This window comes from Asticcacaulis sp. (assembly GCF_027484505.1).
Classification (GTDB): domain Bacteria; phylum Pseudomonadota; class Alphaproteobacteria; order Caulobacterales; family Caulobacteraceae; genus Asticcacaulis.
Genome location: NZ_JAIXSV010000057.1, coordinates 70,355 through 96,189 on the forward strand (window position 1 = coordinate 70,355; position 25,835 = coordinate 96,189).

13 protein-coding genes are annotated in these 25,835 nt (G+C 58.2%); 8 read left to right on the forward strand and 5 right to left on the reverse strand.

All coding sequences use genetic code 11. The features are described 5' to 3' along the window. Positions 1 to 7: 7 nt before the first annotated feature. The 3 genes from Q0072_RS02925 to Q0072_RS02935 form a co-directional block, all read right to left on the reverse strand. Positions 8 to 2,002, reverse strand: coding sequence for an Atxe2 family lasso peptide isopeptidase (locus Q0072_RS02925; protein ID WP_298325492.1), 1,995 nt, complete (start codon positions 2,000 to 2,002; stop codon positions 8 to 10). A 157-nt stretch (positions 2,003 to 2,159) separates the two neighbouring features. Beyond that, positions 2,160 to 4,718: a TonB-dependent receptor gene (locus tag Q0072_RS02930; RefSeq protein WP_298325494.1), complete on the reverse strand. Its 2,559-nt coding sequence runs from the start codon at positions 4,716 to 4,718 to the stop codon at positions 2,160 to 2,162. Positions 4,719 to 5,015: 297 nt separating this feature from the next. Continuing rightward, on the reverse strand, positions 5,016 to 5,966 hold the full coding sequence (locus tag Q0072_RS02935) for a hypothetical protein (RefSeq protein WP_298325496.1): 951 nt from the start codon (positions 5,964 to 5,966) through the stop codon (positions 5,016 to 5,018). A gap of 185 nt (positions 5,967 to 6,151) precedes the next feature. Here Q0072_RS02935 and Q0072_RS02940 point away from each other — a divergent pair, with 185 nt between their 5' ends. The 6 genes from Q0072_RS02940 to Q0072_RS02965 all read left to right on the forward strand — a co-directional run bounded on the left by Q0072_RS02940 (position 6,152) and on the right by Q0072_RS02965 (position 22,740). Next, positions 6,152 to 12,094, forward strand: a complete 5,943-nt coding sequence (locus Q0072_RS02940; RefSeq protein ID WP_298325498.1) for a DUF3320 domain-containing protein — start codon at positions 6,152 to 6,154, stop codon at positions 12,092 to 12,094. Further along, positions 12,091 to 13,215, forward strand: coding sequence for a DNA repair exonuclease (locus tag Q0072_RS02945; protein WP_298325500.1), 1,125 nt, complete (start codon positions 12,091 to 12,093; stop codon positions 13,213 to 13,215). The genes Q0072_RS02940 and Q0072_RS02945 overlap by 4 nt, the downstream gene beginning before the upstream one ends. Continuing rightward, positions 13,212 to 15,899 carry a hypothetical protein gene (locus Q0072_RS02950; protein WP_298325502.1) on the forward strand — a complete coding sequence of 896 codons (2,688 nt, stop codon included), beginning with the start codon at positions 13,212 to 13,214 and terminating at the stop codon, positions 15,897 to 15,899. The genes Q0072_RS02945 and Q0072_RS02950 overlap by 4 nt, the downstream gene beginning before the upstream one ends. Positions 15,900 to 16,150: 251 nt before the next feature. Further along, a complete protein-coding gene (locus Q0072_RS02955) occupies positions 16,151 to 18,016 on the forward strand; it encodes an ATP-binding protein (protein ID WP_298325504.1) in 1,866 nt (621 codons plus the stop codon). Positions 18,017 to 18,461: 445 nt separating this feature from the next. Beyond that, positions 18,462 to 19,250 (forward strand): DUF1837 domain-containing protein, encoded by a 789-nt coding sequence (locus tag Q0072_RS02960; protein ID WP_298325506.1) that lies wholly within the window; start codon positions 18,462 to 18,464, stop codon positions 19,248 to 19,250. After that, a complete protein-coding gene (locus Q0072_RS02965; protein WP_298325509.1) occupies positions 19,237 to 22,740 on the forward strand; it encodes a DEAD/DEAH box helicase in 3,504 nt (1,167 codons plus the stop codon). The genes Q0072_RS02960 and Q0072_RS02965 overlap by 14 nt, the downstream gene beginning before the upstream one ends. A 215-nt stretch (positions 22,741 to 22,955) precedes the next feature. On the opposite strand, the gene Q0072_RS02970 is transcribed toward Q0072_RS02965, so the two are convergent. Beyond that, positions 22,956 to 23,900: a FecR domain-containing protein gene (locus tag Q0072_RS02970; protein ID WP_298325512.1), complete on the reverse strand. Its 945-nt coding sequence runs from the start codon at positions 23,898 to 23,900 to the stop codon at positions 22,956 to 22,958. 57 nt (positions 23,901 to 23,957) lie between these two features. Further along, a complete protein-coding gene (locus Q0072_RS02975) occupies positions 23,958 to 24,707 on the reverse strand; it encodes a sigma-70 family RNA polymerase sigma factor (RefSeq protein WP_298325515.1) in 750 nt (249 codons plus the stop codon). Positions 24,708 to 24,933: 226 nt separating this feature from the next. Here Q0072_RS02975 and Q0072_RS02980 point away from each other — a divergent pair, with 226 nt between their 5' ends. Further along, positions 24,934 to 25,242 carry a helix-turn-helix transcriptional regulator gene (locus Q0072_RS02980; RefSeq protein WP_298325518.1) on the forward strand — a complete coding sequence of 103 codons (309 nt, stop codon included), beginning with the start codon at positions 24,934 to 24,936 and terminating at the stop codon, positions 25,240 to 25,242. A 51-nt stretch (positions 25,243 to 25,293) separates the two neighbouring features. After that, positions 25,294 to 25,614 (forward strand): helix-turn-helix transcriptional regulator, encoded by a 321-nt coding sequence (locus tag Q0072_RS02985; RefSeq protein ID WP_298325521.1) that lies wholly within the window; start codon positions 25,294 to 25,296, stop codon positions 25,612 to 25,614. The last annotated feature ends 221 nt before the right edge of the window (positions 25,615 to 25,835 follow it).

Here is a 25,835-nt window from a genome sequence, read left to right on the forward strand (position 1 = left end):
GCGTCGGCTACTGCCCCGGAGATGCGCTCGTCATTGCCGCCGAAGCCGCCGCCTTCAAGGCGCGCCAACGACGATATTGATCCGCTTTTGACGGCGTGTCGTCTTCGAAACCCATAAGCCAGAACCGCAGCCAATCGACGTTGCGTTGATAGATCGCCGCGCGATGGGCGGGTTGAATTTTGACGTGGAATTCATCCGGGTAGACGACAAGCTCGATGGGCGTGCCCGCGTCTTTCAAGGCACTGTAAGCGGTCAAAGCTCCCAGATACTCCCGGTCGGGCATCTGCAACAGGATCGGCGTCTTCACCTGATCGACGTTGTAGAGCAAAGCTGCCGGTTTCCAGAACGCCTCGGCGCGGTCACCGGCCGCGGGATAACCCATCTTGCGAAACCACTGGGCGTTGGAGGGACTGTTCAGGGTTATCATGCCCGTGATGTCCTCGCAGCAGGAGCTTAAGATGGCAGCCGCAAAGCGAGGCCCATGGATAAGCGCGAACTGCGCGGTAGACGCGCCGTCACTCAGACCGGTGATCCCTATCCGGTCGGGATCCACTACGCCCATATTGATGACCCGTTGCAGCCCCGTTTCGAGGGAGGACTGGACACTGCGTCTATCGGCCCAATCCTGAAATCCCGCGCGGTTGGCCTCGTCGGGTGATTTTACACCCTCGACCCAACCCACATCCTGCGGTCGCTGAAAACTCAGAACCGCAAACCCCTGCTCTGCCAGAAGCCAGATCGGGTACTCATCCCCGGTCCCACCGCGCAGAAACCCGCGGGTGATGTACTGAACAATGACCAGAGGATGTCTGTCACCCGGTCGATGGTTGCGGGGCAGCACGAGATCGCTGTAGGTCGCAATACCTCGGTCATTTGTCCAACGCAGGCGCTGAACGCTGCCGAGGGCGATGGTTTGAAAGTCAGGGTTTGGATCAAACAGCGGGGTCCTCGCCCCATTGCCTAGGTCAACCGAGATCAGACGGCGCGGCTGCTTCGAGGCTTCATGGCCACATATCAGGCGATCGCTGACCAACTGGCAGCCAAAAAGAACGTCTTCCGTCTCCAGGATAAGTCTGGGTTTGGCCTGATGGCGTGTCCACTGCACCAGCCGTGTCCGGCTATCCCCCGGCCGGCGTGAGAGAAATACGAGGCGATTTTCATCCCGCCACCACAGGTCGGCGATCTCCGAACAGAGCGGGTCGCGGCAGACGTCGCTTGCCGCGCCAGCACGCGTCACCTGAAGCTCTGTCGGTGACGTCAGTTCCTCCGGTCGCAAAGCCACAACCGATGCGGCCTGGTCGCCCTGAACCCGTGTCAACCGCGTGGCGCCCGTCCATGATGGCAGGCCCGGTGGCCGAAGTCTGGCCCTCTCTTCGGCTGAGGCTGGCCGAACCGTCTTCGTCTCGAGCTCAATGACAAAGACATCGCGCACAATCGGCTCCTTGAGCTGAGGGATGCTCCCCTCGCCCGGTATTGATGCGTCGTCGAAAATGTAACCCTCGCGTCCAGCGACCATAAGGTCCGCCTGCGCCTGCTTGAGAGTCGGACGACCTACAACCACAAGCGTCTGGCCGGCCTCACCCCAGTCAAAACTCTCAGGGTCGAAGGGCAATTCGGCCGCTGGGCCGGCGTCGCTTCCGTCCGCGTGAACGCGCCAGAGGCGGATCGTCCCGTTTTCTTTGCGCAGATAGGCGAGCCATTGTCCGTCCGGGGACCACTTCGGTGGGTCACTGACCAGCACGCCCGAGGGCACGGCGGCGATCCCCCGCCCGCTGCTGGGCAAGGTGAGGTACTCTCCGCCTTTATCAATAACCACGGGCGATCCGCTCGGGTCCAAAGGCTGGATCACGATTGCGAAACAGTGCGCGTTTTGGCTTGGATCGGCGCGGCGCAGCTGGAGGGCTATGCGGTCCTGTTCGGGTGAGACGGTGAACAGCTTGTCCGGAATATTGGGATGGCCGGGCGGCCCAAAATCGCGCAGACGCAGCAGATCATCGGCCACGATGCCGCGCGCGACCGCTGGCACCGACCGGGAACCCGTGGGCAGGAGGGCATCGCAGACATCCGCAAACGCTCCCCCGCTCCAGACCAAAGCGCTGCCGATCGTCAGAGCGGATATCCCCGCTCTGACGTTACAATGAGATAAGTTTCGAGACATGCTACCAGGCCTTGGTCACAGTCAGGCTGATCTGGCGACCCATGGCCGAGGCGTTCGTGCTATCGAACGTGATGCCCTGGCCCACGAGCCCGGGGCTCCTGGCGTAAGGCGGCGCCTTATCGAAGAGATTGGACGCGGCCAGCGAGATTTTCAGGCCGGATGTGAGGGCCTGACCCCGCTCGAACACATATCCGACATTGGCGTCCACGGTCGTCCAGGAGGCAATGCGGTATTCGGGTACGACGCCCGTGTCGCGCGATACAGACACGTAATTGGCTATGGCGTTGACCGTCAAACCGCCACGTTGCCAGGACAAGCCCCCGCGCGCTTTAAAATCCGGCACGTTGAAAATGGTGCCCGACAATTCCTGCGACGGCACGGTCGAAATGGTCTGCTGCTCAAGCTTGACCCATGAGCCGTTGGCAAACAGGTTCAGACGGCCCTCTGCCCAATCAAAGCCCTGGCGATAGGACACATCGACGCCGGAAACCGTTTGGGCCGCCGCATTTGTGTTCGCACTGCGAATAAAGGCAATCACCCCCGCAGGATCATAAGGACCCGATGCAAAATTGTAAAAGAGATCGGCCTCGGCCATAGCTGCATTTTGCTCAGCGACGGTGGGGTTATATTTTACAAACGGCGCATAGATGGGATCAGAGAGGATCGCGGTGATATTTGAGATCGGCACAACGACGCGGTCGGTGTAATCGATCTTGAACCAGGTGGTGCCTAGGGTAAGGCTGTCGATCTGAGCTGGTTGGTATTCTACGCCGAATGTCACTGACTCTGACCGTTCCGGCTTCAGGTCGGGGTTCCCCCCTTGCGTCATCAAAATGGTGCCGGTGGCGGGTCCCCCCACAAAGGCCGCGTCACGCAGGACCAGAGATTTGGCGTTGTACATCTGGAGGAAGGTCGGGGCCTTAAACGACTTGCCCCAGGTCGATCTGACAATGACACCCTCAACCGGGACATAGCGCAGGCCGACGCGCGGATTGCGGCTCTGGCCGAAGTCGCTGTAGTCCTCCACCCGGGCCGACAAATTGAGCTCAAGCGCATGCAGCCCGGTTCGGGTGTCTGATCGCGCGACGAGGGGCGCGTGCGCTTCGCCGTACAGGTAATCGACTGTGCGGGACCGGTCCTGATAGCCGGAGGTACCTGCATAGCCTCGGACGAAGGCTTCTTCACGCCGTCCTCCGCCCACAGCCACTTTCACGGGCCCGGACGGCAAGGTGAAGGCCACCCCGTCAGCCGTCAACTCAAGCGAGCGCAGGGTGTTTTTGGTGATGTTGTTTAGGGTAATACCATAAGCGGGATAGCGGATGTGATTGCTGTTGCGGCTGCCCGAGGCCACGCCGGTCAAGTGCAGCTTCCAGTCCCGCGGGAGCCTGGCGTCGAAGGTCAGCGCCGTCGAATAGCTCGGTGTCGCAAACGCAATGACGGATTCCGGTGAGGTGCTGGAATACTGGACGGTGTAGTGGGTTTTGCGCTCATTGACGAGGCCATCGAAGGTGACGGACAGATAGTCGTTGAAGGTGTGCCCGGCCCCGATGAAGGCCGAGGCGCGCTTCATGTAGGGCATCAGAGAATAGGTCGGAGGCGCCGAAGCCGTGACCTCACGATCGGCTGCGGTAACTTCGCCTTGCCGTGACACCTCAAAACTCGCGAACAGGTATGAGTTCGAAGAATTGACCCCGCTTAAGAGCGACCAGGTCTGCTCCGATCCGCCCCCTTCGGCGGTCACGCCCACTCGCCCGCTGATTTCGGTACCGCTGTAATTGCGGCGCAGAACGATGTTAGTGACACCGGCGACAGCATCTGATCCGTAGATGGCGGAGGCGCCGTCGGTCACGACCTCTACCCGTTGCACGACACCCAGCGGCACGCCTGAGATGTCAGACGCCTGAAAATGACCATCGGCGGCCATCCGATGCCCGTTCAGTAGCACGAGGGTGGCATCTGAGCCGAGGCCGCGGAGATTGACAGTTGAGGCGCTGGAAAAGTTGGAGTTGTTCACATTGGTTGTGGCGGCAGCGATAACCCCCGGGTTCTGTCCGCCCGAAAAGTTCTCCGGCAAGGACCGCATAATGTCCCCGATCTGGGAGTAACCTGATTGCTCGATATCCTTGCGTGTGACGGTGTGCACTGGCGAGGTGGGATTCCCCCCTCGAATGTGGGTGCCGGTGACGATCACCTCCACCGCCTCGTCTCCCGCCCCTGCCAAAGGGCTTTTAACCACCCGAAGCGAGATGGTTTTCTCATCCTGCCGGGCCACTTCGAGGTTAGTACCGGCGAGGATCAGTTTCAGGGCTTCTTCGCGCGTATATTCGCCCTTGATCGCTGGCACTCGACCGACATCGGCGGCTTCATAAGGAAACAGGATTTGCAAGCCGGCCTGCTGAGCAAAATCGTTTAGGGCCTTGGCCGCACTCTCAGAAGGAATGTCGAGTTTGTACTTAGGTTCCTGCGCATAAGCAGGCGCAGCGCAAACAAGCGCGGCAGCCAACGCGATGGCAGCCAGAGAGACTGATGAGCGGTACTTTCGGTTCGAGACAGGTGTCATATTTTTCCCCTAGCCCACGCCAGAACAGGCGTGTCAGGCGATGGCGTCCTGTCACAAATCCGTCTCCACACCCCCAAACACATTTTCTCCTTTTCTTGACGTGCTCGAATGAGCACGCAGCCGTTAGAAAAGGAAGTTAGAATAGCCACGCAGTGGCACCAAAGCGCGGCTAGTCAGAGACTAAGCATGCCACTAAAAATTTTGAGTGACTCAGTGCAACTTTCCAAGGCGCCCTTCCCTTTTTTTCGGTTGAAAAATTGAAGCCACCCAAGATTCTTTGAGGCCGCGCAATCCTACCTAAATCATACCTTCAGGATTGAATTGCTCAACGGATAGAGGTTTAAAGCCATCCTTTTTGCTCCAATTCATATGCCCTCCCAGTCGCTCTATTACTGCAGTTGCCTCGGTCCACTTCAAGTTAACTTGGTCAAGAGCCTGCACACTTACCTTCACGTGCAATAGCGGTTGCGACTCGATATGCCCCGTCGAAGGATCGAGCAGATCACCATGAACAACAACCTCCACTGCATCGACGGGGACGACCTGGAGAAACTCTATTGCGACCCGTAAACCGCTCGAACAGATATTTTCCCGATATATCTCCTGTATTCTCCCTTTAGGTATTGCCTTGATAGACGCCTTGCCCGACTGTAGCAGCGTAATGGACTGGGTCGGCATATCTTCAAGTTCAAGCCCGTCTGCGAGTGCCACGATCCGCCCGTCCTCGTGGTGAAACAGATCGAGACCCTCGATACAAAAGGGAAGATCATCCAGAGCCGAAAACCGGTTCAGGGCAGTTGTCACGGCGTCAGGCTGCAGAGCGATAACACGCTTAGCAAAAGCAATATCATCATTGTAGGCCTTCACCTTGGCTATGCTATCGGCTAACGCCTGGTCGTCGGATGCTATCGCGGTTTCAATTGCCCGCTCAAGCTTTTGACGTTGCCCGCTCTCCAACCCAAATGTCTTGGCAAACCAGCCGGGTCGGTACGACCTCAAAGCTTCCCGGGCGACATTTTCGTTGACGTCGACCCGCCCAGGGATGGATTTTTGCGGTGCGCATGCCCTTGTGGCCCAATCGATGCGCGAAAAGCTCACGCGGTGACTGCCTGTCAGCGCCTCAATCATTTCTTCGTATTCAGCCACGGCGTCCGCCGCTGCCTCAAGCATTTCCAGCTTTTGCGCCGCTTTTTCGTGAGCGAGTCTTTGCCGCTGAGCACGTTTCGCGCCACGGTCAATTGCACGCATCGTCCGCATCACGCCCCGGCTAGCCTGTCGGTATGTAACCATCCCCAGCTTTTCCCCTTTTCGCCTTTTCCCACTTCGAAGTGCGAGGATCTAATGCGTGGTCAATTTCTTCGCTAGATTTGACCCTTGCCTCACGGTTGTAAGTTTTGCATAAAAACAAACCATTGGTAGCGGGGAGGCGCAATATGTCAACAACCTATGAAACGCCGGAAGTTCAAACCGTCGACTCGCGCTGGATCACCCACGACTTCGCCCCATCGCTGACGTACGCGTCGTTCCAGAACGCCATTCCAGCGCTCCGATCAATAGCCATCGTCAACCAACGCGAGATTGATCTCAGCGACCTCGAGCTTGAACTTGTCTCGCAGCCCGGCTTTATACGCTCGAAAAGTTGGCGGATTGATCACTTAGGCGTCGGTCAAACGCTGCCCCTCTCCGACCGTAGACTCACCCTGGACGCCAACTATCTGGCCGGCCTTAATGAAGCCGAGCGGGGCACGATACACCTCGTCCTTCGGACAGATACCGAGGTATTGGAAACGCAGGAGTTGCCCATTCGCCTGCTCGCCCGCGATGAGTGGGGTGGATCCTCGGATATGGCTCAACTCCTACCTGCCTTTGTCATGCCGAATGATCCGGGCGTTACCCGGGTGCTTAAGGCCGCCGCCGATCAACTGGCCAATAACGGCCACCCTTCCGGGCTCGACGGGTACCAGTCAGGATCTCCAGAGCGCGCGTTCTTGCTCACCGCGTCGATCTACACGGCCGTTTGCGACTTGGGTCTGCACTACGCGGAGCCCCCCGCTAGCTTCGAGAGTGTCGGACAAAAAATTCGCCGCCCATCCGTACAAATTGCACATGGCCTGGCTACCTGCCTTGACACAACAGTTCTGTTGGCCGCCGCGATGGAGGGCGCAGGGCTTCATCCGGTGATTCTTCTCTTTTCGGGCCACGCCGCTGTCGGGGTCTGGCTGACCAAGAGAACCCTAAGCAATACAATTGAATTCGATGACATGGATATCCGCAAGGCCATTGCATCCAAAGAGTTATTGGTCTTTGAGACTACCGGCGTCACGCATCGTCCGGCCATGGGTCTAGCACAGGCCACCGAAAGCCTCGCCCGTCGCATGGCTGATGTCGACACGTCGGGCTTTGTCGCCGCGCTTGATATTCGCCGGGCGCGCAGCGGGGGCATTACACCCTTAGCGTCTCATGAGGCGCTGGAAGTCAAAGAGCTCACGAACGAGATCGTTTCCTCGACCACTTTCCCTCAGGTGCCCCTAGCCGGGGATCTACCGAAAGAATGGGAAGATATCAAACCGACAACGGCGAACGGTCGCATTGATCGTTGGCAGAAAAAGCTACTCGATCTAACCCTACGAAACCGCCTGCTCAATTTTCCGGATTCGCGCAAGACTATCCCGTTCCTATGCACGGATGTGTCTTTTCTCGAAGATCGCCTCGCCGCAGGCCATTCCATCCATTTGATTTCTTTACCCCAACAAAACCCGATGGGGGAGCGTGATGAAACCCTTTACCGTGAGGTCCGCGGGCGCGATATTCATCGGGAGTTTGCAACTCAGGCGCTGGAGCGTGATGAACTGCCATCCCCTCTGGACGCTAAAGGCCTCGAGGCCCGTCTGATCGAGCTCCACCGTCAAGCTCGCAGTGACCTTGCCGAAAGCGGAACGAATACCCTGTTCCTGGCTGTGGGCTTCCTGCGTTGGAAAAAGAGCGCGACGGATGCCCGCACCTACCGGGCACCTTTGCTGCTTGTGCCCGTTAAATTAGAACGAAAGAGCGCCTCATCCCGTTTTACCCTCGCCTACCATGAAGACGAGCCGCGCTTCAACGCAACTCTCTTGCAGTTTCTGGAACGCGATTTCGATCTCAAACTCCCGCAGTTTGCCGGAGAGCTACCCCAAGACGAGTCCGGCATCGACGTGCCCAGAATCTTGGGTCTGATGCGTCAGGCCATTCGCGACGTTCCAGGCATGGAAGTAATCGATGAAACGGCTCTGTCGACCTTTTCCTTCGCTAAGTATCTGATGTGGAAGGATTTAACAGATCGCACCGACGCCTTGCGAGGGAACCGCGTCGTACGTCATCTAATCGACACGCCTGACCAACCGTTCGACACTGGCGGCACCTTCCGTGAAGAGCGTGAGCTCGATCACTGCGCGCCTGCCGATATAATTGCCCTTCTTCCTGCGGACTCTTCGCAGATTGCGGCAAGTCTAGCGGCAGCCGACGGGCGTGATTTTGTAATTGTGGGCCCTCCCGGCACCGGCAAGAGCCAGACAATCGCGAATATGATCGCCAACTGTCTGGCAGGCGGAAAGACAGTGCTTTTTGTGGCTGAGAAGACAGCTGCACTTGATGTGGTCTACCGGCGTCTACGCGAGCATGGGCTGGGCGACCATTGCCTGGAGTTGCACTCCAATAAGGCAGATCGTCGCCGCTTCCTCACTCAGTTGCGCGTATCCTGGGAAAGCCAGCGACAAGGTCTCGGAAACTGGGTTGAGATTAATGACAAACTGCGCGTACGTCGGGACCAGTTGAACGCCTATGTAAAAGCCCTGCATCAACCCGCAGGGAATGGACTGACGGCATTCCAAGCTATGGGAATAGCACTCAAAAACTCAACCCGGCACGCACCCAAGCTGCAGTGGGGGGGAAAGGATAGTCACAACAAGGCAGAACGTGAGGGCCTTGCCGAGATCGCGGCGGAACTCGGCCGTGTCTGGCAAGCCATGGAACGTCGCCCCGGTTTGCAGCACCTGAATGCGGTGGAGTGGTCGTCATCGTGGCAAGACACTCTGATCGATCAGGTTCAGGCCCTGCGAGAGACCGCTGACACCCTTCACTGTCTAACAGAGCCGTTCACCGCCGCTCTCGGTCTCGCAATGGGTAACGCAACCCTGCAGGATTTGGAACGACTGGGCCACCTCGCCAACCTGCTCGTTGAACATGCCGGAACGGACCTCAGCGTCATGTTTGACGTTGAATTTTCGGCCCTCCGACCGGCCCTTTCAAAACTTGACAGTGACCTGCGCGAATTCCTGGCAACTGAGGCCGAACTCTCCGTTGCCTACCCTCGCGATGGTCTTGCTCAAATTCCAGTCACTTCTCTCGACGCGTCATGGCGTCAGGCTGTTTCGGCCATCTGGCCGCTGAGTGTGTTCAAGCAAGGTGCTGTACGAAAGCAGTTGCAAATGTACGCGTCAGGTGGCGTGCCCCGCCCCGGTGACGATCTGCCTAGACTTGGCCGTCTACAGGTCCGCTTAGACGCCATACTCGCGAATGCCCTTGCTGAACGCAATGTGCCCTATGCTGGCCTCGACACCAATGTCACCGAACTCGATCGCCGGCTGTCAGTAGCTGAACAAATGCGTGATGCCATTCGCCGCCTGAATCGACCGCTCGACGAGGGCAAAGCCATCATTGCGCACCTTCAGCCCCTTCTGAGTCACGCGGACCGTGACGCTTCTTTGTTCGAGCGGGCTAACGCCTTCGCGCGGGCCCACGCCCGCTTTACCGAGGCGTTACGCCAGTTCAACCGTCAGGCCGAGCGCGATCTGGTCTTCGCTGATAAGGCGTCTGAGGTCGTCCAACCGGCTTTGACAGGGATAGTGGAAGCTATGGACGGACTTTTGTCGGCACGGCATCTTATCCGCGACTGGACGGCTTGGTGCGCCTTGCGTAACCGTGCCGAAGTTCGCGGACTTTCGCCTCTGATCCATGATCTTGAAGCGGGCATGATAGCACCGGCAGACACGGAAGCGGCGTTCCATCTCGCCTATGCGCGCTGGTGGTTACCGCTGGCATTGGACGCGGATCCCATCTTGCGCGAATTTCGCCGGTTCCAACATGAACATGCCATTGAAGATTTCCGGCACCTTGATGATCTTGTCCGTAAGGCGGCAACCGCCCGGGTTATCGCAGCGGTTTCGCACGACCTGCCGGAGGTACAAAGCGTCCCCCGTAAATCCGAACTCGGGCTCCTGCGCCACCAGATGGAACTTCAAAAGCCAAGCCGCACAATTCGCGAAATGATCGGGGCCTTGCCAACTGCGTTTTCGAAGCTCGCTCCGTGCATGCTCATGTCTCCCCTGTCGATTGCCCAGTATCTTCCACCTGACAAGGCCCTTTTCGACGTCGTAATTTTCGACGAAGCCTCGCAGATCACCACTTGGGACGCGGTAGGCGCTATCGCCCGCGGTCGCCAGACCATCATTGTGGGCGACCCAAAACAACTGCCTCCCACCAATTTCTTCGGTCGAAATGAAGATGAGGGCGATGACGAGACGCCCGACCACGAAGTTGATATGGAGAGCATACTGGACGAAGCTAAGGCATCCGGTATTCCAATGAGGGATCTGCGTTGGCACTACCGCAGCCGCAACGAGTCGCTTATTGCCTTCTCCAATCATCACTATTACCAGAACCGCTTGATCACCTTCCCCTCGCCTGACGTCGAAGACCGTGCAGTTCAGTTGCGGACCGTCAAAAACGGCGTCTACGATAAAGGCAAAAGCCGCACCAATCCGATCGAAGCGCGCGCCGTCGCGGATGAGGCGGTCCGTCGTATGACTGAGTGGCTTGCCTTGCCGGAGACAGCGCGACCTACTCTCGGCATCATCACCTTCAATAGTCAGCAGCAAGGTCTGATCATGGACCTCCTGGATGAGGCCCGTCGCAGACAGCCAGCGCTCGAATGGTTTTTTGCCGAAGACCGGACTGAGGCCACGATAGTCAAGAACCTAGAAAACGTTCAGGGCGACGAGCGCGATGTGATCCTCTTTTCCATAACCTTCTGGAAAGACGCTGCGGGCAAGACTTACATGGATTTCGGGGCGCTCAATCGTGATGGCGGTGAGCGCCGACTAAATGTCGCCGTAACGCGGGCCCGTCAGGAATTGATCGTCTTCTCTGGCTTCACTGCCGATCAAGTTGATACCTCACGCACGAAGGCCGTCGGCGTTCACCATTTGAAAGCCTTCCTCGATTTTGCGGAGCGTGGCGCTGCCGCGCTTCCCAGCCAGGCACTCGACTCCGTCGGTGGCATTGAGTCCCCCTTTGAGGCCGCCGTGATTGAGGCACTCGAAGCAAGGGGTTGGCAGACCATCCCTCAGGTTGGCGTCTCAGGCTTTCGTATCGATATCGGCATCCGCCATCCGGACAGGCCTGGCGCTTACCTCGCGGGTGTGGAGTGCGACGGGGCGACCTATCATCGGGCCGCTACAGCGCGCGACCGTGACAAGGTTCGCGAGCAGGTGCTGACTGGCCTGGGCTGGGTCATTCTGCGTGTCTGGTCTACTGACTGGTGGTTTGACGCAAAAGGCGCCGCCGAACGGTTACATGATGCCCTTTCCGCTGCTCTGGAAGACAGTCGCACCCGGACTCCTTCTGACGCGGTCTCGAAAACTGAGCGCTGGGATATGGGCCACGACGTCGAAGGCCAAGCGAGTATTGTTACTGACCCGGCTCCTGAACTCGTTCTCAACCCTACTGAGGGTATGCCCATTATCGAAAGCGATGAAGTCATTAGCCCGGCTCTAAGTGCTGGCACGACAGCCGCCGATTTGGGGGGCAACGTAAGCAATGGCGTCGAAGTCGCGGTTCTCTATCAGATTAGTGATCTTTCGGATCTCGGCCCAGACCCAGACCGGTTCCACGATTTCGACTACCGCCACACCCTCAAAGCTATGATCGACCGTATTATTGCTCTTGAAGCGCCCGTACGGGCCGACATTCTCGCACAACGGATTGCACGGGCACACGGCTGGCTGCGAACAGGGCCCAAAATTCGCGAACGCATTGACCTTTACATGCGCGACGTCGAACGGGTGACCGAGTCCAGCGGTGAATTTATCTGGCGTAAAGGGACGGTGCACGACGTCATCACCTATCGCGCGGCTGTCAATCCGGAACTTCGTCGCCCCCCTGCGGATATAGCTCTGCCCGAGTTGGCGTCTATCGTTCTCGACAATCCTGACCTGTTTCTAACCCGTGATCCGGCACTTGAACTGGCCCGCCTCCTCGGGGTCGAGCGCCTGACCGCTTCCTCTCGCGCCAGACTGGATGAAGCGCTTGCCCACGCTCGTACGATCGGAGGGAATTCATGACTGTGCGCTTCCTCCATACGTCCGACCTGCATATCGGCAAACGCTTCGGCAATCTACCAGAAGATCTGCGCGGACGCCTGCGCGAAGCTCGGCACACAGTAATAGATCGGCTTGCGGCTCAGGCCCGCGCTCACAATACTGACATCGTGCTTCTGGCCGGGGACACTTTTGATACAGAAACCCCCAGTCCCCAGGTACTGCGGCAGGCCCTGGCAGCTATCGGGGGACACGGAGATTTGCGTTGGGTAATCCTTCCGGGGAACCACGACTCCTTAGCCGCTGAGGAGCTTTGGGAGCAAATCCGCCGGTCAAAGCCGGAAAACCTTTTGCTGGCGCTCGATGCGGAGCCCTTGTGGCTGACACCCCAGGCCGTGGTTTTGCCTGCGGCCTGCACAGCGCGTCGGCCTGGACGCGACCTTACGGCGTGGATGGAAAATTATGACACCGGCGCGGCCGTAAGGATCGGACTGGCCCACGGCGCCATTCAGAACTTCTCCGAAGACGGCATCGGCACCGACGTAATCGCACCCAACCGGGCGAGTTTGGCGGATCTGGACTATCTGGCCCTTGGCGACTGGCACGGGCTCAAAGAAATTAACGCGAAGACATGGTACAGCGGCACGCCTGAACCGGATCGCTTTAAGCACAACCGACCTGGTCAGGCCCTCATCGTCTCTATCCCCGGGAGGGGCGCCGCGCCGGAAGTAACCACTGTCGATACGGGCGTGTTTGAATGGCGAACGCTAGCTTTGGAGCTATTTTCAGGCGACGATCCGGCCGAAAGGCTGGACACTCGATTGCCACCCGGCTCACTGCGCCGCCAGGTTCTTCTGCGCGTAGCGGCCTCCGGCCGGACTACCCTGCCTGGCCGGACGGCACTGACCCTCGCCGTAGCGGCGGTGGAGCCGGAATTCGCCCATGTCGCCCTCGACGAAGACCAACTGACGACAGATTGCGACACGACAGATCTCGAGCTGATCGACCACGCAGGCGCTCTCAGAGAGGCCGCTGAGACCTTACTCGCCGAAACCCAAAACCCCACACTGGATGCCCCCTCGCGCACTGTAGCGCGTGACGCTCTCGTACGTCTGTTTACATATTGCGAGGCCATACAAGCATGAAGCTAACTGCCCTCAGACTGCATAATGTCAAACGCTTCGGTGGGCGTGGCATCGCCATCGAGAATATCGGTAAGGGCGTGAACGTCCTATGCGAAGTGAACGAGTTCGGGAAGTCGACCTGTTTCGACGCCCTGCACGCCTTATTTTTCTCGCCTTATTCCGGTATCCCGCAAGCCGTCCAGTCGCTGCGTCCCTATAGCGGCGGCAATCCGCTGGTTGAGGCCGATATCGAAACCGAGGCCGGACGTTTCCGCCTTCGTAAGCAGTATTATGGGGGGCGACGGGCCCAAGTGAGTGATCTGGCCACAGGGCGTCTGGTGGCTCAGGCCGACGAAGCCGAGCACTTCATAGGTGAACTCGTGCGCGGTGGTCAGGCTGGGCCAGCCGGATTATTATGGGTGCGCCAAGGGAATACAGGCCTCGAACGTCGCACGAAGGCGGAAGATGACGGTGAAAAGCGGGCTCGTGAAACCGTCCTGACCTCCGTTCAGGGTGAAGTTGAGAGCGTAACGGGCGGCCGGCGCATGCGGGCCGTGGCAGAAGCCTGTGAGCAGGAACGCGCTCAGCTTGTGACCGCCCAGGGACGCCCAAAGGCCGGCGGCCCCTATGCGGCCGCCTTGGATACCCGAGACAGGTTGGCAGCCCAAGCAGAGGCTCTTCAGAGCGAGGTTGACGCGTTACACGAAGCGCTCGACCAGCGACGACGAGTCAGGTCGCGGCTTAGCGAACTGAACAACCCCGAAGATCACGCCGCACGTCAAGAGGCGGTGACACGGGCCGAAGCGCGCGCTGTGAAGGCGCGCTTGCACGCGGAGAAGTTGGGGACTGCGCGCGCGGAAGCGGCATTGAAACGCAGCCTGAAAGAGGCCTCGTCGGCAGCACTGACGACGTACGCACAGGCCGTCGAGCGCCATGCAAAACTCACAGTCGCCGCCGCCGAGCAGGACGCCAGACGCCGGAACGCGCGCGACCATTTGGTCACCAGCCAAAACGTACTCGAATCCGCCGTGCAGGCCATGGAGGAAGCCGAAGCCGAAGAGGCTCAGGCGCGCGCTCTTCTCGAACGGCTTGATCGCGCCCTGCGCGCGAAGGAAGCCTCGGAAAAGCTTGCGGCGCTTCATCAAACCTTAACCGAAGCGGACGCGCTACGGCAGTCGATTGAGGCTGGTGAAGCAGCCGTCAGGGTCCTCAGCCTGCCGGCAGAAACGATCGACGAGTTGGAGGCTGCAGAGGCGGAGATCGCCCGGTTAAAGGCGGCGGAATCGATTCGTGCCACGCACTTGCGCATGGATTACGTCACAGACGATGTGCCACGCGTGGATGGCGACGGACTTCTTCTGGCTCCAGGTCAAGAGGTACCGTTGACCGGTCAGACGCGCCTGACCTTACCCGGCCTCGGCGTTCTGACGGTGAGACCCGGCATTGCGGATGGTGAGGCCGGGACGCTGGCGGATCTGATGGCTGCGGCGCTGAGCGCACGTAATTCCTGTCTCGACCGTCTGGGCGTAGACAGCCTCGCGGCGGCCCGGCACCGGCAAAGGCAGGCGCGCGAACAGTCTGATGATGTGACGCTACTGACACAGCGCTTGGCAGTACTCGCGCCTCAAGGGTTAGAGGTGCTGCGCGAGCGGATTGCTACGTTGGAAGCAGAAGGTAAAGAGAGTTTCGCTCCGGAAACCCCGATATCAGACGCCCTTGCGCAAGCCGAGACAGAAGCGGTGGTAAGCCTGGATCAGGTGCGTGAGGCGCTTGGTGCCGCGGCCCGCAAAGTCGCGGAGGCGCGCCGAAGTGTCAGCGAACTTAGACCCCGACAGGATCTGGCACACCAGGCCGTTATCGCGGCCGAAACCGAGGGCGCGGCGCTGACAGCGGAGATGGAAGCGCTGAATACCCAGTTGGGCGAGGCATCCGAACGCGACGAGACCGTCAGGCGACTTTCGACACAGGCCGAGATTGATCAGGGCGACTGGCAGATCGCGGACGCGCGCGTGCAAGCACTTGAGAGCGAGGCGCTTGATCTGGAAGCCGTCGAAGCAAGTCTTTCTCGTACTCGTTCGGTGATCGACGGCGTTGAAGCCGAAAAAGCCGGACTCGCACAGACGCTAGCGGAGCTGACCGGCCGTATCGGTGCCCAATCCGAACACGCGGTGGAGGAAAACCTTCAAGAAACCCTCGAAAAACTGCGAGAGGCCGACGCCCAAGTCGCCCGCTATACGCATCAGGTGGCAGTACTCGACCGGCTGAGGGGCGCACTAAACGCTGCTCGAACCAATGCCCGGGAGCAATATTTTGAGCCTGTTCTCGGCGAATTGCGTCCCCTGCTCGGGTTGTTGTTCGATGATGCGAATGTAGTCTTCGACGACGAAACCCTGATGCCAAGCGTTTTACGTCGGAACGGGCTGGAAGAACCCATCCCGGTGCTTAGTGGGGGGATGCGTGAACAACTGACCATATTAACGCGCCTCGCCTTCGCTCGGCTGTTAGCGAAGCAAGGACGCCCCGCACCTTTGATACTCGACGACGCCCTCGTCTATTCAGATGACGATCGCATAGAGAAGATGTTCGATGCCTTACACCGACAGGCCCGGGATCAGCAAATCATAGTCTTCTCATGTCGCCAGCGCGCATTTTCACAACTCGGCGGCAATAGACTGATTTTGCGGGATTGGAGACCTGACGATTAACTCAACCGAGACGGGTGACATAGGAAGAGCCCTAATCGTGGATGAAAGTTCTCGGAGGGTCCGTACGCGCCCAAGGCGGAAGTAAAGCACCCAAGTTACGGTTTGCGATCTGTCTCCCTTTAGCGGAACTGAACCTTCTAATCGAGGCAGGCAAGCACAAATAGGTTTCCATGATTGGACAACTTCCACTTGCGGAGATTGCGCGTGCCGCAAAATTAATCTAATTCAAAAAAACGCTTGAGGGGGATTAAATGCAATTAAGTAGCCTTACGATTGAAAATTACCGCTGTTACAAAGAACCGGTGACGATTTCGTTCGATGAATTCACAGGAATTGTTGGCCGCAATGATGTCGGCAAGTCGACGATAATGGACGCTCTCGCCATATTCTTCGAAATGGCAAAGATGGAGAAGGAAGATGCTTGTGTTCATGGGGTCACCAAGAGCGTCAAACTGACATGTGAGTTTTCCGCTGTCCCCTCTAGGATCATAATTGATGCGGACTTTGAGACGAATCTGGCGGAGGAATTTTTGCTAAATCGTCTGGGGAACTTAGAAATTCGTAAGACCTACGATTGCTCGGGGGGAACGCCCAAAGTCAGCTCAGTTGAAGCGCTGGCATTACATCCTACAGCTGAAGGGGCTACAGGGTTCCATCTACTGAAGAAGGCAGACTTACTGAAGGTTGCGCAATCACTCGGCGTCGATCTAGCCGCTGTGAACAAAGGGGCCAATGCTCCCATCAGAAAGGCGATATGGAAGAGCTTCAACGACCTAGAACTTACGGATAGTTTTGTCAGTCTAGATAAGGAAGATGGCAAGGAAATATGGGGAAAGTTAAGCAATTATCTTCCTAGTTTTGCTCTGTTTAAGTCTGACCGGGAGAGCTCTGATCAGGATTCGGAAGCGCAAGACCCACTTCGCACAGCCATTCGAGACGCCCTGCAATCTTTAGAGGGGCAGTTGTCTGCCATTCAGGATCATGTGATTGCAGAAGTTCAAAAAATTGCTGACGCGACCGTTGAAAAAATTAGTGAGATGGACGCGACGCTAGCAACGACGTTGAAACCCGTGGTGACGGCTAAAAAATGGGAGTCGCTCTTCCAAACGAGCATCACTGGCGACGAGGGCGTACCCTTGAACAAGCGTGGCAGTGGGGTTCGCCGATTGGTACTGCTGAACTTCTTCCGGGCCAAGGCTGAGAAAGCGGCATCGGAAACAGGTCATAGGTCGCTGATATACGCAATCGAGGAGCCAGAAACTAGCCAACACCCTCATAACCAACGTCTGCTGATGTCGGCCCTCCGTGAGATATCCGCGGTCCCGGGCAGACAAGTTATAATCACCACGCATACTCCCAATTTAGCTAAACTTTTGCCGGATACTTCGCTGCGTTTCGTTGAACGTTCAGACAAAGGTAGGTCAATTACAAGCGGTGGGGGGGCGATAAACGAACGAATTGCTTCGTCTCTTGGTATCCTGCCCGATCACACCGTCAAAGCATTCATAGGAATTGAGGGAAAGCACGATATTGAATTTTTGAAGATCGCTAGCCGAATTTATGGCGCGGCGGACGATGAGGCGATTGATTTAGAAGCAATGGAACTGGCAGGCAGAATAATTTTCATCCCGTTGGGAGGGAGCAATTTGGCTCTTTGGGCATCGCGCCTTGCCGTTCTGGAAATTCCGGAATTTCACCTATGCGATCGAGATAACATACCGCCTCAAGCAGCAAAATATCAAGGACACGTCGACGCTGTTAACCAACGCAAAAACTGCTACGCGACGTCCACCGGGAAAAGAGAGCTCGAAAACTATTTGCACCGTGACGCTATAATTGAGGCTTATGCCGACAACGGCCACGCACTTGAGCTACCTTTGTCATTCGCGGATTTTGATGATGTTCCGGAAATTGTAGCCAAGGCCGTTCACCATAATACTGGCAATCCTTGGCCAGCTGACGACGCAGACAAATGCCGATCAAAAGTAAGCCGCGCGAAAGCTATGCTGAATTCCCAAGTACTTCACAAAATGACACACACTAGATTCAAAGAATGCGATCCAGATGATGAAATTTCTGGGTGGTTAAAGGCCGTCAAAGAAATGGTTTCGGACTAATTGATGTCCGCTTCTCGACCTCCCTCGTTGCCTTGCAACGACCGGTTTGGGCCAAAACGATCCGACTAAGTGAAGTCACCTTCGCGGCGAAATAGGACTTCTGGACTTATTTTTAGGTCGTTTGTCAGCGGATGCAAAGGCGATGTTTATTTTCGGATGGCAAGGCTGTTCCCATCAAGACGCAGGAAACGGGCGGCTTTGCTATAGAGAATACCGCGCTCTTGCTCGAGAGGAAGGAAGTCGGCCTTTTCAATCGCATCAAGGGCCGCTTCGATGATTTGGTGCCAAGCCAAATATTAGAGCAGACGCTCAGACTTCATCGAACGGCCGGCCGTTGCGAAAAGCCGGACAAAGTTATGGCCGATCAAGTTGTGTTTTCTGAACGCCATTGCGCTGCGCTTTCCAATGGAGTAGCCGCAAAAATCTAAACCTAAGGTGGATTTTTATGGACCAGATGCTATACAAAAGATGGTGTACGTCCTCGAAGCTGAAAGAGGATCGAAAACATTACTGGGTGTATATCGAAAATGAGGGCGGGCGAAATGAGATTCGAAAAGACCTCGTTAAGACCATCCGCACGCATTACGACCGACTGGAACGTATCGCTGACGACGTGGAGCGACTTGGATATAAAACTGCCGCCAAGATTCTGAGTGAGCAAATGCCCCAAACGCCGAAAAGCCGCTCTGGTGATCTCGGCGAGATTCTAGCCACGGAGTTAGTCGAGGAAGAAATTGGCCTGCGCGTCCCCGTTCGCCGCCTCCGTTACAAGGACGGCCGCAACATGGCTATGCGCGGCGACGATTTCATTGGCGCCGGATACGATGAGGCCGGTGAAAAGCTCTGGCTCCTGAAGGGCGAAGCCAAGAGCAACAAGGTCCTCGGCAAGGCCACTGTCACCAGCGCGCGCAAGGTACTAAATCGCGATAGCGGCCGTTGCACGCCCGACTCGCTGCTGTTTGTCGCCAACCGCCTACTGGAAAGCAATGATCAGGACGACAACGCGTTGGGCCGCAGCCTCCGTGACGAGGTGGGCTTGAAATCTCTTCGCGCAGATCGCATCGACCACATGCTCTTTACGGTGTCCGGCAACGGCCCACACGCCTCGCTGAAGGAGGATCTTGACGCCACAGGAACTAACCGGGACCACTACGTCGTGAACCTCCACATCGAAGACCACCAGGACTTCATCGCGGCCATGTACCAGGAGGCGGAAGATCTTGGAGACGATTGACGAATTGACCGCGTTCCTGACCACAGCGACTGTCGACGGCATCCTTGGGCGCCTTCTCTATCGCGGTGCGGCATGGTCCCTCATGCGCCAAGAAGGCGTGCTGCCAGCGAATGCGCCGCCCCTTGGCGCGACAATCGAAACCGATCTTGCAGAACACGGCTTTGCACTGCTTCGGGGCGCGATGGCCCTGCGTGCTCAGGCTGGCGCTTCTGATCTGACCAGCAAGGCGTTCGAGCGTGCCGCCAATGCCTTCGAAGCGCTGGTGCGCAATGGCGACCCGGAGTCGCCTGATCGCGGCTTCCGTCGCACTATCGCCGCCGCAGCCTACCACCTAGCCGGCTTCTCGGCCGTCGCCTATTCGCTCTTCAACGAGACCGACGACGACCTCAATACCTCACCGGGCGAAACAGCGATCCGACACCTGATCCTGCGCGATCTCGGCCAGTTGCGCGCCTTCGTTCGCGACTGGTTGGACGATGAGGCTCACGGCGATGAGCAGATTGCCGAGGCGCTCCGGGGCGAAGACCCGGACGTCGATGAGGTGCTGTCCTCCATCCTCAACACCACAATCTGCAGAGCTCTGGCGTACTTTGACTTTGCGCTCGAGACGGGTGAGCCCGAGCCGATCGATAGTGCACGGACCTTGCTAGCCACCGCGGTTAGCCTGGCGGACAATGCGGAGAATGTTCCGCTGTGGTGGATCTCGAACCTCTGCCGTCACCTGATCGACGACCTATGGCAGCATTCGCTGCACCAGAACCTGCCGACGGAACCGCCGGAGGGCACGGAGGAGAAATACCCGGACCTGCGCCGGCTGTTCATCTCGTCACTCTACGCGCGCAAGACTTCCGAGGTGGAACTATGGCCCTCGCAGCGCGAAGCGGCTCAGCGTTCAACGGACGTCACCGACGATCTGGTCGTTGCCTTGCCGACCAGCGCCGGCAAGACGCGGGTGGCGGAGATTGCGGCACTGATGACGCTGTCGTCGGCGCGTCGGGTGCTGATCGTCACGCCATTGCGCGCCTTGTCCGCTCAGACCGAGCGTTCATTCAGAAAGACCTTCGCGCCCCTTGGCTTCAGCGTCTCCTCCCTTTACGGTGCCAGCGGCCTTTCGGCTGGCGATGAAGACGCCCTGCGCTCCCGCGAGATTATCATCGCGACGCCCGAGAAGCTCGACTTCGCGCTGAGAAGTGAGCCGTCCCTGATCGATGATGTCGGGCTAATCGTCCTCGACGAAGGCCACATGATCGGCCCGAGCGAGCGCGAAATCCGCTACGAGACGCTCGTGCAACGCCTGCTTCGGCGCGCGGACGCGGGCGAACGTAGGATCGTCTGCCTCTCCGCCATTCTGCCAAGCGGCGACGAGCTGGACGATCTCACAGCATGGATACGCTCCGACGAACCGGGCGAGCCGGTGCGGTCCGACTGGCGCCCCACGCGGCAGAGGTACGGCGCGCTCACTTGGCGGGGCAAGGACGCGCTGCTCCGCCTCGACCTCGACGACGACGGTCCCTTCCTCGATAAATTCGTCCTGGAGAAACCGGCGCGAGGTAAAGAGAGGAAGCCATATCCCCGCAAGAATTCACATCTCGCCTTGTTCGCAGCTTGGGAGTTCGCGGGCCAAGGCAAACGGACCCTGATCTTCTCCACTCAGGCTAATTGGGTCGAGAGCTACGGCAAACAGGTCGTGGATCTCTGCAAGCGTGGCTATCTGGAGTCGCTGCTGGAGGACGAAGCGTCGATCGCGCGCGCCTTGGAAGTTGGCAAGGAATGGCTAGGTGAGGATCATCCCGCCGTCGCCTGTCTAAAGCAGGGCGTTGCCATCCACCACGGCCGGCTGCCAAGCCCGTTCCTGCGTGAGCTGGAAGCCCTTCTGTCCGATGGCGTGCTCAAAGTCATCGTCGCGTCGCCGACGCTGTCGCAGGGTCTAAATCTAAACGCCGCCGTCCTGTTGGTACCAGCGTTGTACCGGGCATCCGAGAAGATCAAAGGCGAGGAGTTCGCGAATGTCGCTGGCCGCGCCGGTCGCGCCTTCGTGGACGTCGAAGGCCTCATTGTGCACGTCATGTTCGATAAGATCGATTGGCGAAAGAAAGAGTGGAGCAAGCTTGTCGACTCCGCCAAGGCCCGCACGCTGAAAAGCGGGCTCATCCAGATCGTCGCCGAGATCCTTGAGCGCCTGTCGCGCGAGGGTGTCCTGGATCGCGATGATGCCTGGGAATATCTCGCCAATGCCCGAGAAGCCTGGAGATCACCTGAAGAGGAAGCCGCGGTCGCCGAGCGCCTCGCTGCCGGCGCGGAATACGATGCTGATGGCGACGACGATGAAGAGGGCGGCGATGACGAGGAAGTGACCATCGACGAGGAGCCGCTTTCGCAAATCGTCGAGCGCCTCGATGCGACCGTGTTCGGCCTGATTGAAGCACTCGATTCCGATCGTGCTGACCTGCCGAAGCTTTTGGACGAGGCGCTCAAGGGATCGCTCTGGGCTCGGCAGATCGCCCGCGAAGACGAAGACGTCGCTCCGCTGCACAAGAAGGTGTTCGAGGCACGCGCCGATCTCATTTGGAAGACGACGACGGCGCAGGCGCGACGGGGACATTTCGCAATGGGCGTCGGGCTTGAAGCTGGCCTCACTATCGACGCTATGGCCGACAAACTGGCTGAACTCCTCGACCGGGCTGACGCGGCAGCGCTGAGCGGCGACATCGACGAACTTGTCGATGCGCTCGGCGGTCTCGGGGAACGCCTGCTGTTCATGCGGCCCTTCATTCCCGACAAAGCGAGCGCGCTGCCGGCGAATTGGAAAGCCATCCTGCGCAGTTGGGTGTCGGGCGAGGATGTCGCCAAGATAGGACCGCAAAACATGCGAGCGGTTGAAGAGGCTTTCACCTATCGCCTAGTCTGGGCGCTGGAAGCTGTCCGTACCCGCCGCATGTCCCTCGGGTGGTCACCGGAGACAGTGGCGGGCGGTGCGGCGGCGGCGGTCGAAACGGGTGTCCCGCAATTCATGATGTCGATGCTGATCCGCGCCGGCCTTCCGTCACGGCGCGCGGCCATGGCGGCTATCGAGGATGCCAAGCCTGTTTTCGTCACGCCCGCCGAAATGCGGGCATGGCTCGAATCCGATGAGATCACGGCCTATACGGATGCCGGCGATTGGCCGACACCCGACACTGCAGCGCTATGGGCACGGTTCCGAACGGAAGCCCTCAGCGGCGGAATCCAGAAGTGGTCGGTCGAACATTACAAGCGTTTGCTCGATACTGCGGCAGCCCCGCCTGCCGGCCTTTATCGGATCGTCACCGACGAGGGGGATGGGCGGACGTGGCTTACTTCGCCCGATTACCAGCGAATCGCAGTTTTCAAGAAGCCAGCGGTCGATCCGAAACCCAGCCTTTTCTCAGGTCGTGTGCCGGGAGGTTCCAGATTAGTGGAAGCCTTGCGTGTCGGCCGTGGGAAGCTACGCTGGCCGGCAGCTGATCCTTAGAGGAGATATGTTAGCATTTTCATTGGCGGGTTCGGCGTAGACTTAGAGCTAACCTGGTGAAAATCAAACTATGTCATTGAGAAAGCGGAACCTTAAATGGCTTCGACGAATGACTGCTTTGGGCCAACTTCGGAAGTGGCATGAGTAGCATTTCAATATGACGACATCGACATTGACCATGCTCGATTTACGTCAGCATAAGCATGTCTACACCGTCATTTCGACAGCAATCTCGATCCATCGCTGGCCGTTGTCACGTGAATCTGGAAGCTCGATTGCAGATTCTCTAAAAAATCCACCGGGTCACGGGTACTGAAGCGCCCGCCTATCCTCAGCCCCGCCAGCTCGGGATCAACAATGACGATGGGGCGTGGCAAATAGCGATTGTACTCTTCAACGGCCACACCGAGGGTCTGGCCATTGAACACCACGGCGTCCTGACGCCAGGCTGTCGTAAAATTGAGATCGCTCTGAGTGATCGGCCTGACACGTGTCTCCGACCCGCTCGCGAGGGCCCCCTGCCCTGCCTCGATCTTCTGAGCATCCGATGCGCCTTCGATCGTACAATCGCCTTTGACGACGGTGATCTCCAAGGCCGATGCGCGCAAACGGACATTCACATCCGCCGCCGTCATGAGGATCGCCCTGCCTGCAGCCGTCACCTTGCAGGGCTTCACTTTTGGTGGCACAACGACGCCGAGTTCGCCTTGCTCTAACCAAACCTCACTGCCCTTGCGCCCCGTCTTCCAGGCAATGCGCGTGTCGGTGTTGAGCTCAAGGCGAACGCCATCCGACAGCGTCAGGCTGCGGCGCTCTCCGACACGCGTTGAGGCTTCCGCCGGGCTCTGGGTCAAAACCCAAGCGCCGCCCCCCGCCGCGATAACCAAGGCACCCGCGCCGGCTTGCAGCCAATGGCGGCGCGTCAGACCTCTCCGCGGTCGTAAGTCTGGATCCTGGCTGAGATCTAAATCTTTCAGGGTATCAATCGAGTCCGCCGTATCGAGAATACGGGCGTAAGCCACGGCATTATGCGGGTTGGCGTCCCGCCAGGCTTCAAACGCACCGAGGTCGGCCGTTCCAGCTTCTAGTCGCGCATGCCAAAGGGCAGCCTTCTCCGTCAGGGCCGTCCAATCGGTCGCCTCGGGATCATCTATGGACACGGTGCCCTCCGCCCAGCTGACGTGAGGCCAGACACTACGAAAAAATACATACAGCGTCTATTCGCTCGCCGCCGTGTCCCGCCGAGCCTGACCGCTTTTCAGCGACGGCGGCTCCTGATCCGCCAGGCGTGTTGCGACAATCGCCATGCCCTTGGCGAGGTGCTTTTCGACCATGGACACACTGATACCCAGTTCCTTCGCTATGGCCGGTGGCGACATTTCCTTTAAGCGCCGCATCTTCATGACCTTCCGGCATTGGGGCGGCAGCCCCTCGATCGCGTCGAGGATGATGCGTCGGCGTTCCTTGGCCGACAGGATTTCGTGTGCGTCAGGGCCTAAATCGGCCTGTTCGAGGGTCTCCATGTTGGCCACCAGTTCAATCGACACGATCTTTGAACGCTGGAACAGACTTGCCGCGACGTTTCGGATGGCGCGCAGGGCGTAGCTTTTGGGATGGGTGATCGCCCGCCATTTGTCAGCCGTCACGAAGTCCGCATAGATGTCATGGAGGATTTCGCGCGCGGTTTCGGTGCTTCCTGTCATGCGCCTCCCGACAGACAGGAACAGGCCCTCATGCGGAAACAGGTTTGCGGAAAACCACGTATCCATCTCACGGCGGGGTGGTCGGTTTGGGCCGGGCGCGTTCCCGCCCTGACCGAAACCCATGTAGAAGTATCGCTCGGGGACGTCGAGCGCCTCTGCACAGAGGAGCAGTTCGCGATTGCCAATCCGAGCACGCCCCTCTTCCATCGCGCGCAATTGCTCTACTGATACGTCGAGAAGACCCGCCAGCCAGTCTTCCGACATTTGAACCAAAATCCGGCGGGCGCGAAGACGCGCGCCTACGTGCCTATCAACGGCGTTCAACGGAATGCCATCTACGCTGGGTACTGGAGTGCCTGTCATCTTAACTGCCCCCTTAATGCACACGTTTGGCGTGAAATTTGGAATATGAATCATATTCCATAATTTTAGATACGCAATATGGAGGGTGATACATGGTGAAAATTTCTCAAGCTGTGATGCTTGAGCCATGGATGTCGATGCGCTAATTGGCTGGAATTTCAGACGCTTGCGACAAGAGCTTGGCTTGTCTCAGGATGAGCTGTGGCTCCGATTAGGCACCCTTGATCAAAGTTATATGAGCCACCTTGAGAATGGCGAACTCAACCCGACCAGTCGGACGATATTTCGTTTAGCTGGGGCCTTGGGCGTATCAGAGGGCGAATTATTCCAACGTGAAGGTGTGCCCGACGCCATCTTGTTCAGCAAAAAGACTGAAGTGAAGAAGACCCGGTCGGGACGGAAACAAAAGCCAAACAAGAAACAGAAAACACCCTGAATATGGAGGGTGATTCATGGCGGATGCCACCGATTCCCAGTTGCATTAGGCATGGACGTGGATCGGCTAATCGGTTGGAATTTCAAGCGCTTGAGGAGCAAGCTTGGGCTCTCTCAGGAGGAAGTCGCCCTTCGTCTTGGAACTTTCGACCAAGGTTATATTAGCCAGTTGGAAGGCGGCGAGCGAAATCCGACAGCACGTACCCTCTACAGGCTTGCGAAAGCTCTAAACGCCTCAGTCGGCGAGCTGTTCGAGTCTGAAGGGCTCCCGACAGAGATCGCTGAAAGCGAAAGCAAAGCCAGCGGCAAATCACGCGCCGGCCGTGCGCTTCCAAAAAAGAAGTCCAAAACTGGCCCCGCGTCAGGGACTTAGGCCGAAGGCTGGAGACCCGAGGGGGCTCCATTCACGACAGGCCCGGTTCGCGCGGACGCGCGAAGACGCCCAACCTTCCTTCCCCAGACCGGCGTTTAATCTCTGCGATTTTCAGCACGTGCCTCTGAGGTTGCACCTTTGCCAGCCTTGTCGCCTCTTCGATCTCTGACACTCACCCGCTTACCCCACTGCCTTACGGCTCAGCTGAAACCTGACCAGCT

Coding starts and splice junctions, on each gene's coding strand:
- Q0072_RS02955 (WP_298325504.1), top strand. CDS start 16,151: ATGCAATTAAGTAGCCTTACGATTGAAAATTACCGCTGTTACAAAGAA.
- Q0072_RS02950 (WP_298325502.1), top strand. CDS start 13,212: ATGAAGCTAACTGCCCTCAGACTGCATAATGTCAAACGCTTCGGTGGG.
- Q0072_RS02980 (WP_298325518.1), top strand. CDS start 24,934: ATGGATGTCGATGCGCTAATTGGCTGGAATTTCAGACGCTTGCGACAA.
- Q0072_RS02960 (WP_298325506.1), top strand. CDS start 18,462: ATGGACCAGATGCTATACAAAAGATGGTGTACGTCCTCGAAGCTGAAA.
- Q0072_RS02930 (WP_298325494.1), bottom strand. CDS start 4,718: ATGACACCTGTCTCGAACCGAAAGTACCGCTCATCAGTCTCTCTGGCT.
- Q0072_RS02985 (WP_298325521.1), top strand. CDS start 25,294: ATGGACGTGGATCGGCTAATCGGTTGGAATTTCAAGCGCTTGAGGAGC.
- Q0072_RS02940 (WP_298325498.1), top strand. CDS start 6,152: ATGTCAACAACCTATGAAACGCCGGAAGTTCAAACCGTCGACTCGCGC.
- Q0072_RS02975 (WP_298325515.1), bottom strand. CDS start 24,707: ATGTCGGAAGACTGGCTGGCGGGTCTTCTCGACGTATCAGTAGAGCAA.
- Q0072_RS02945 (WP_298325500.1), top strand. CDS start 12,091: ATGACTGTGCGCTTCCTCCATACGTCCGACCTGCATATCGGCAAACGC.
- Q0072_RS02935 (WP_298325496.1), bottom strand. CDS start 5,966: ATGCGTGCAATTGACCGTGGCGCGAAACGTGCTCAGCGGCAAAGACTC.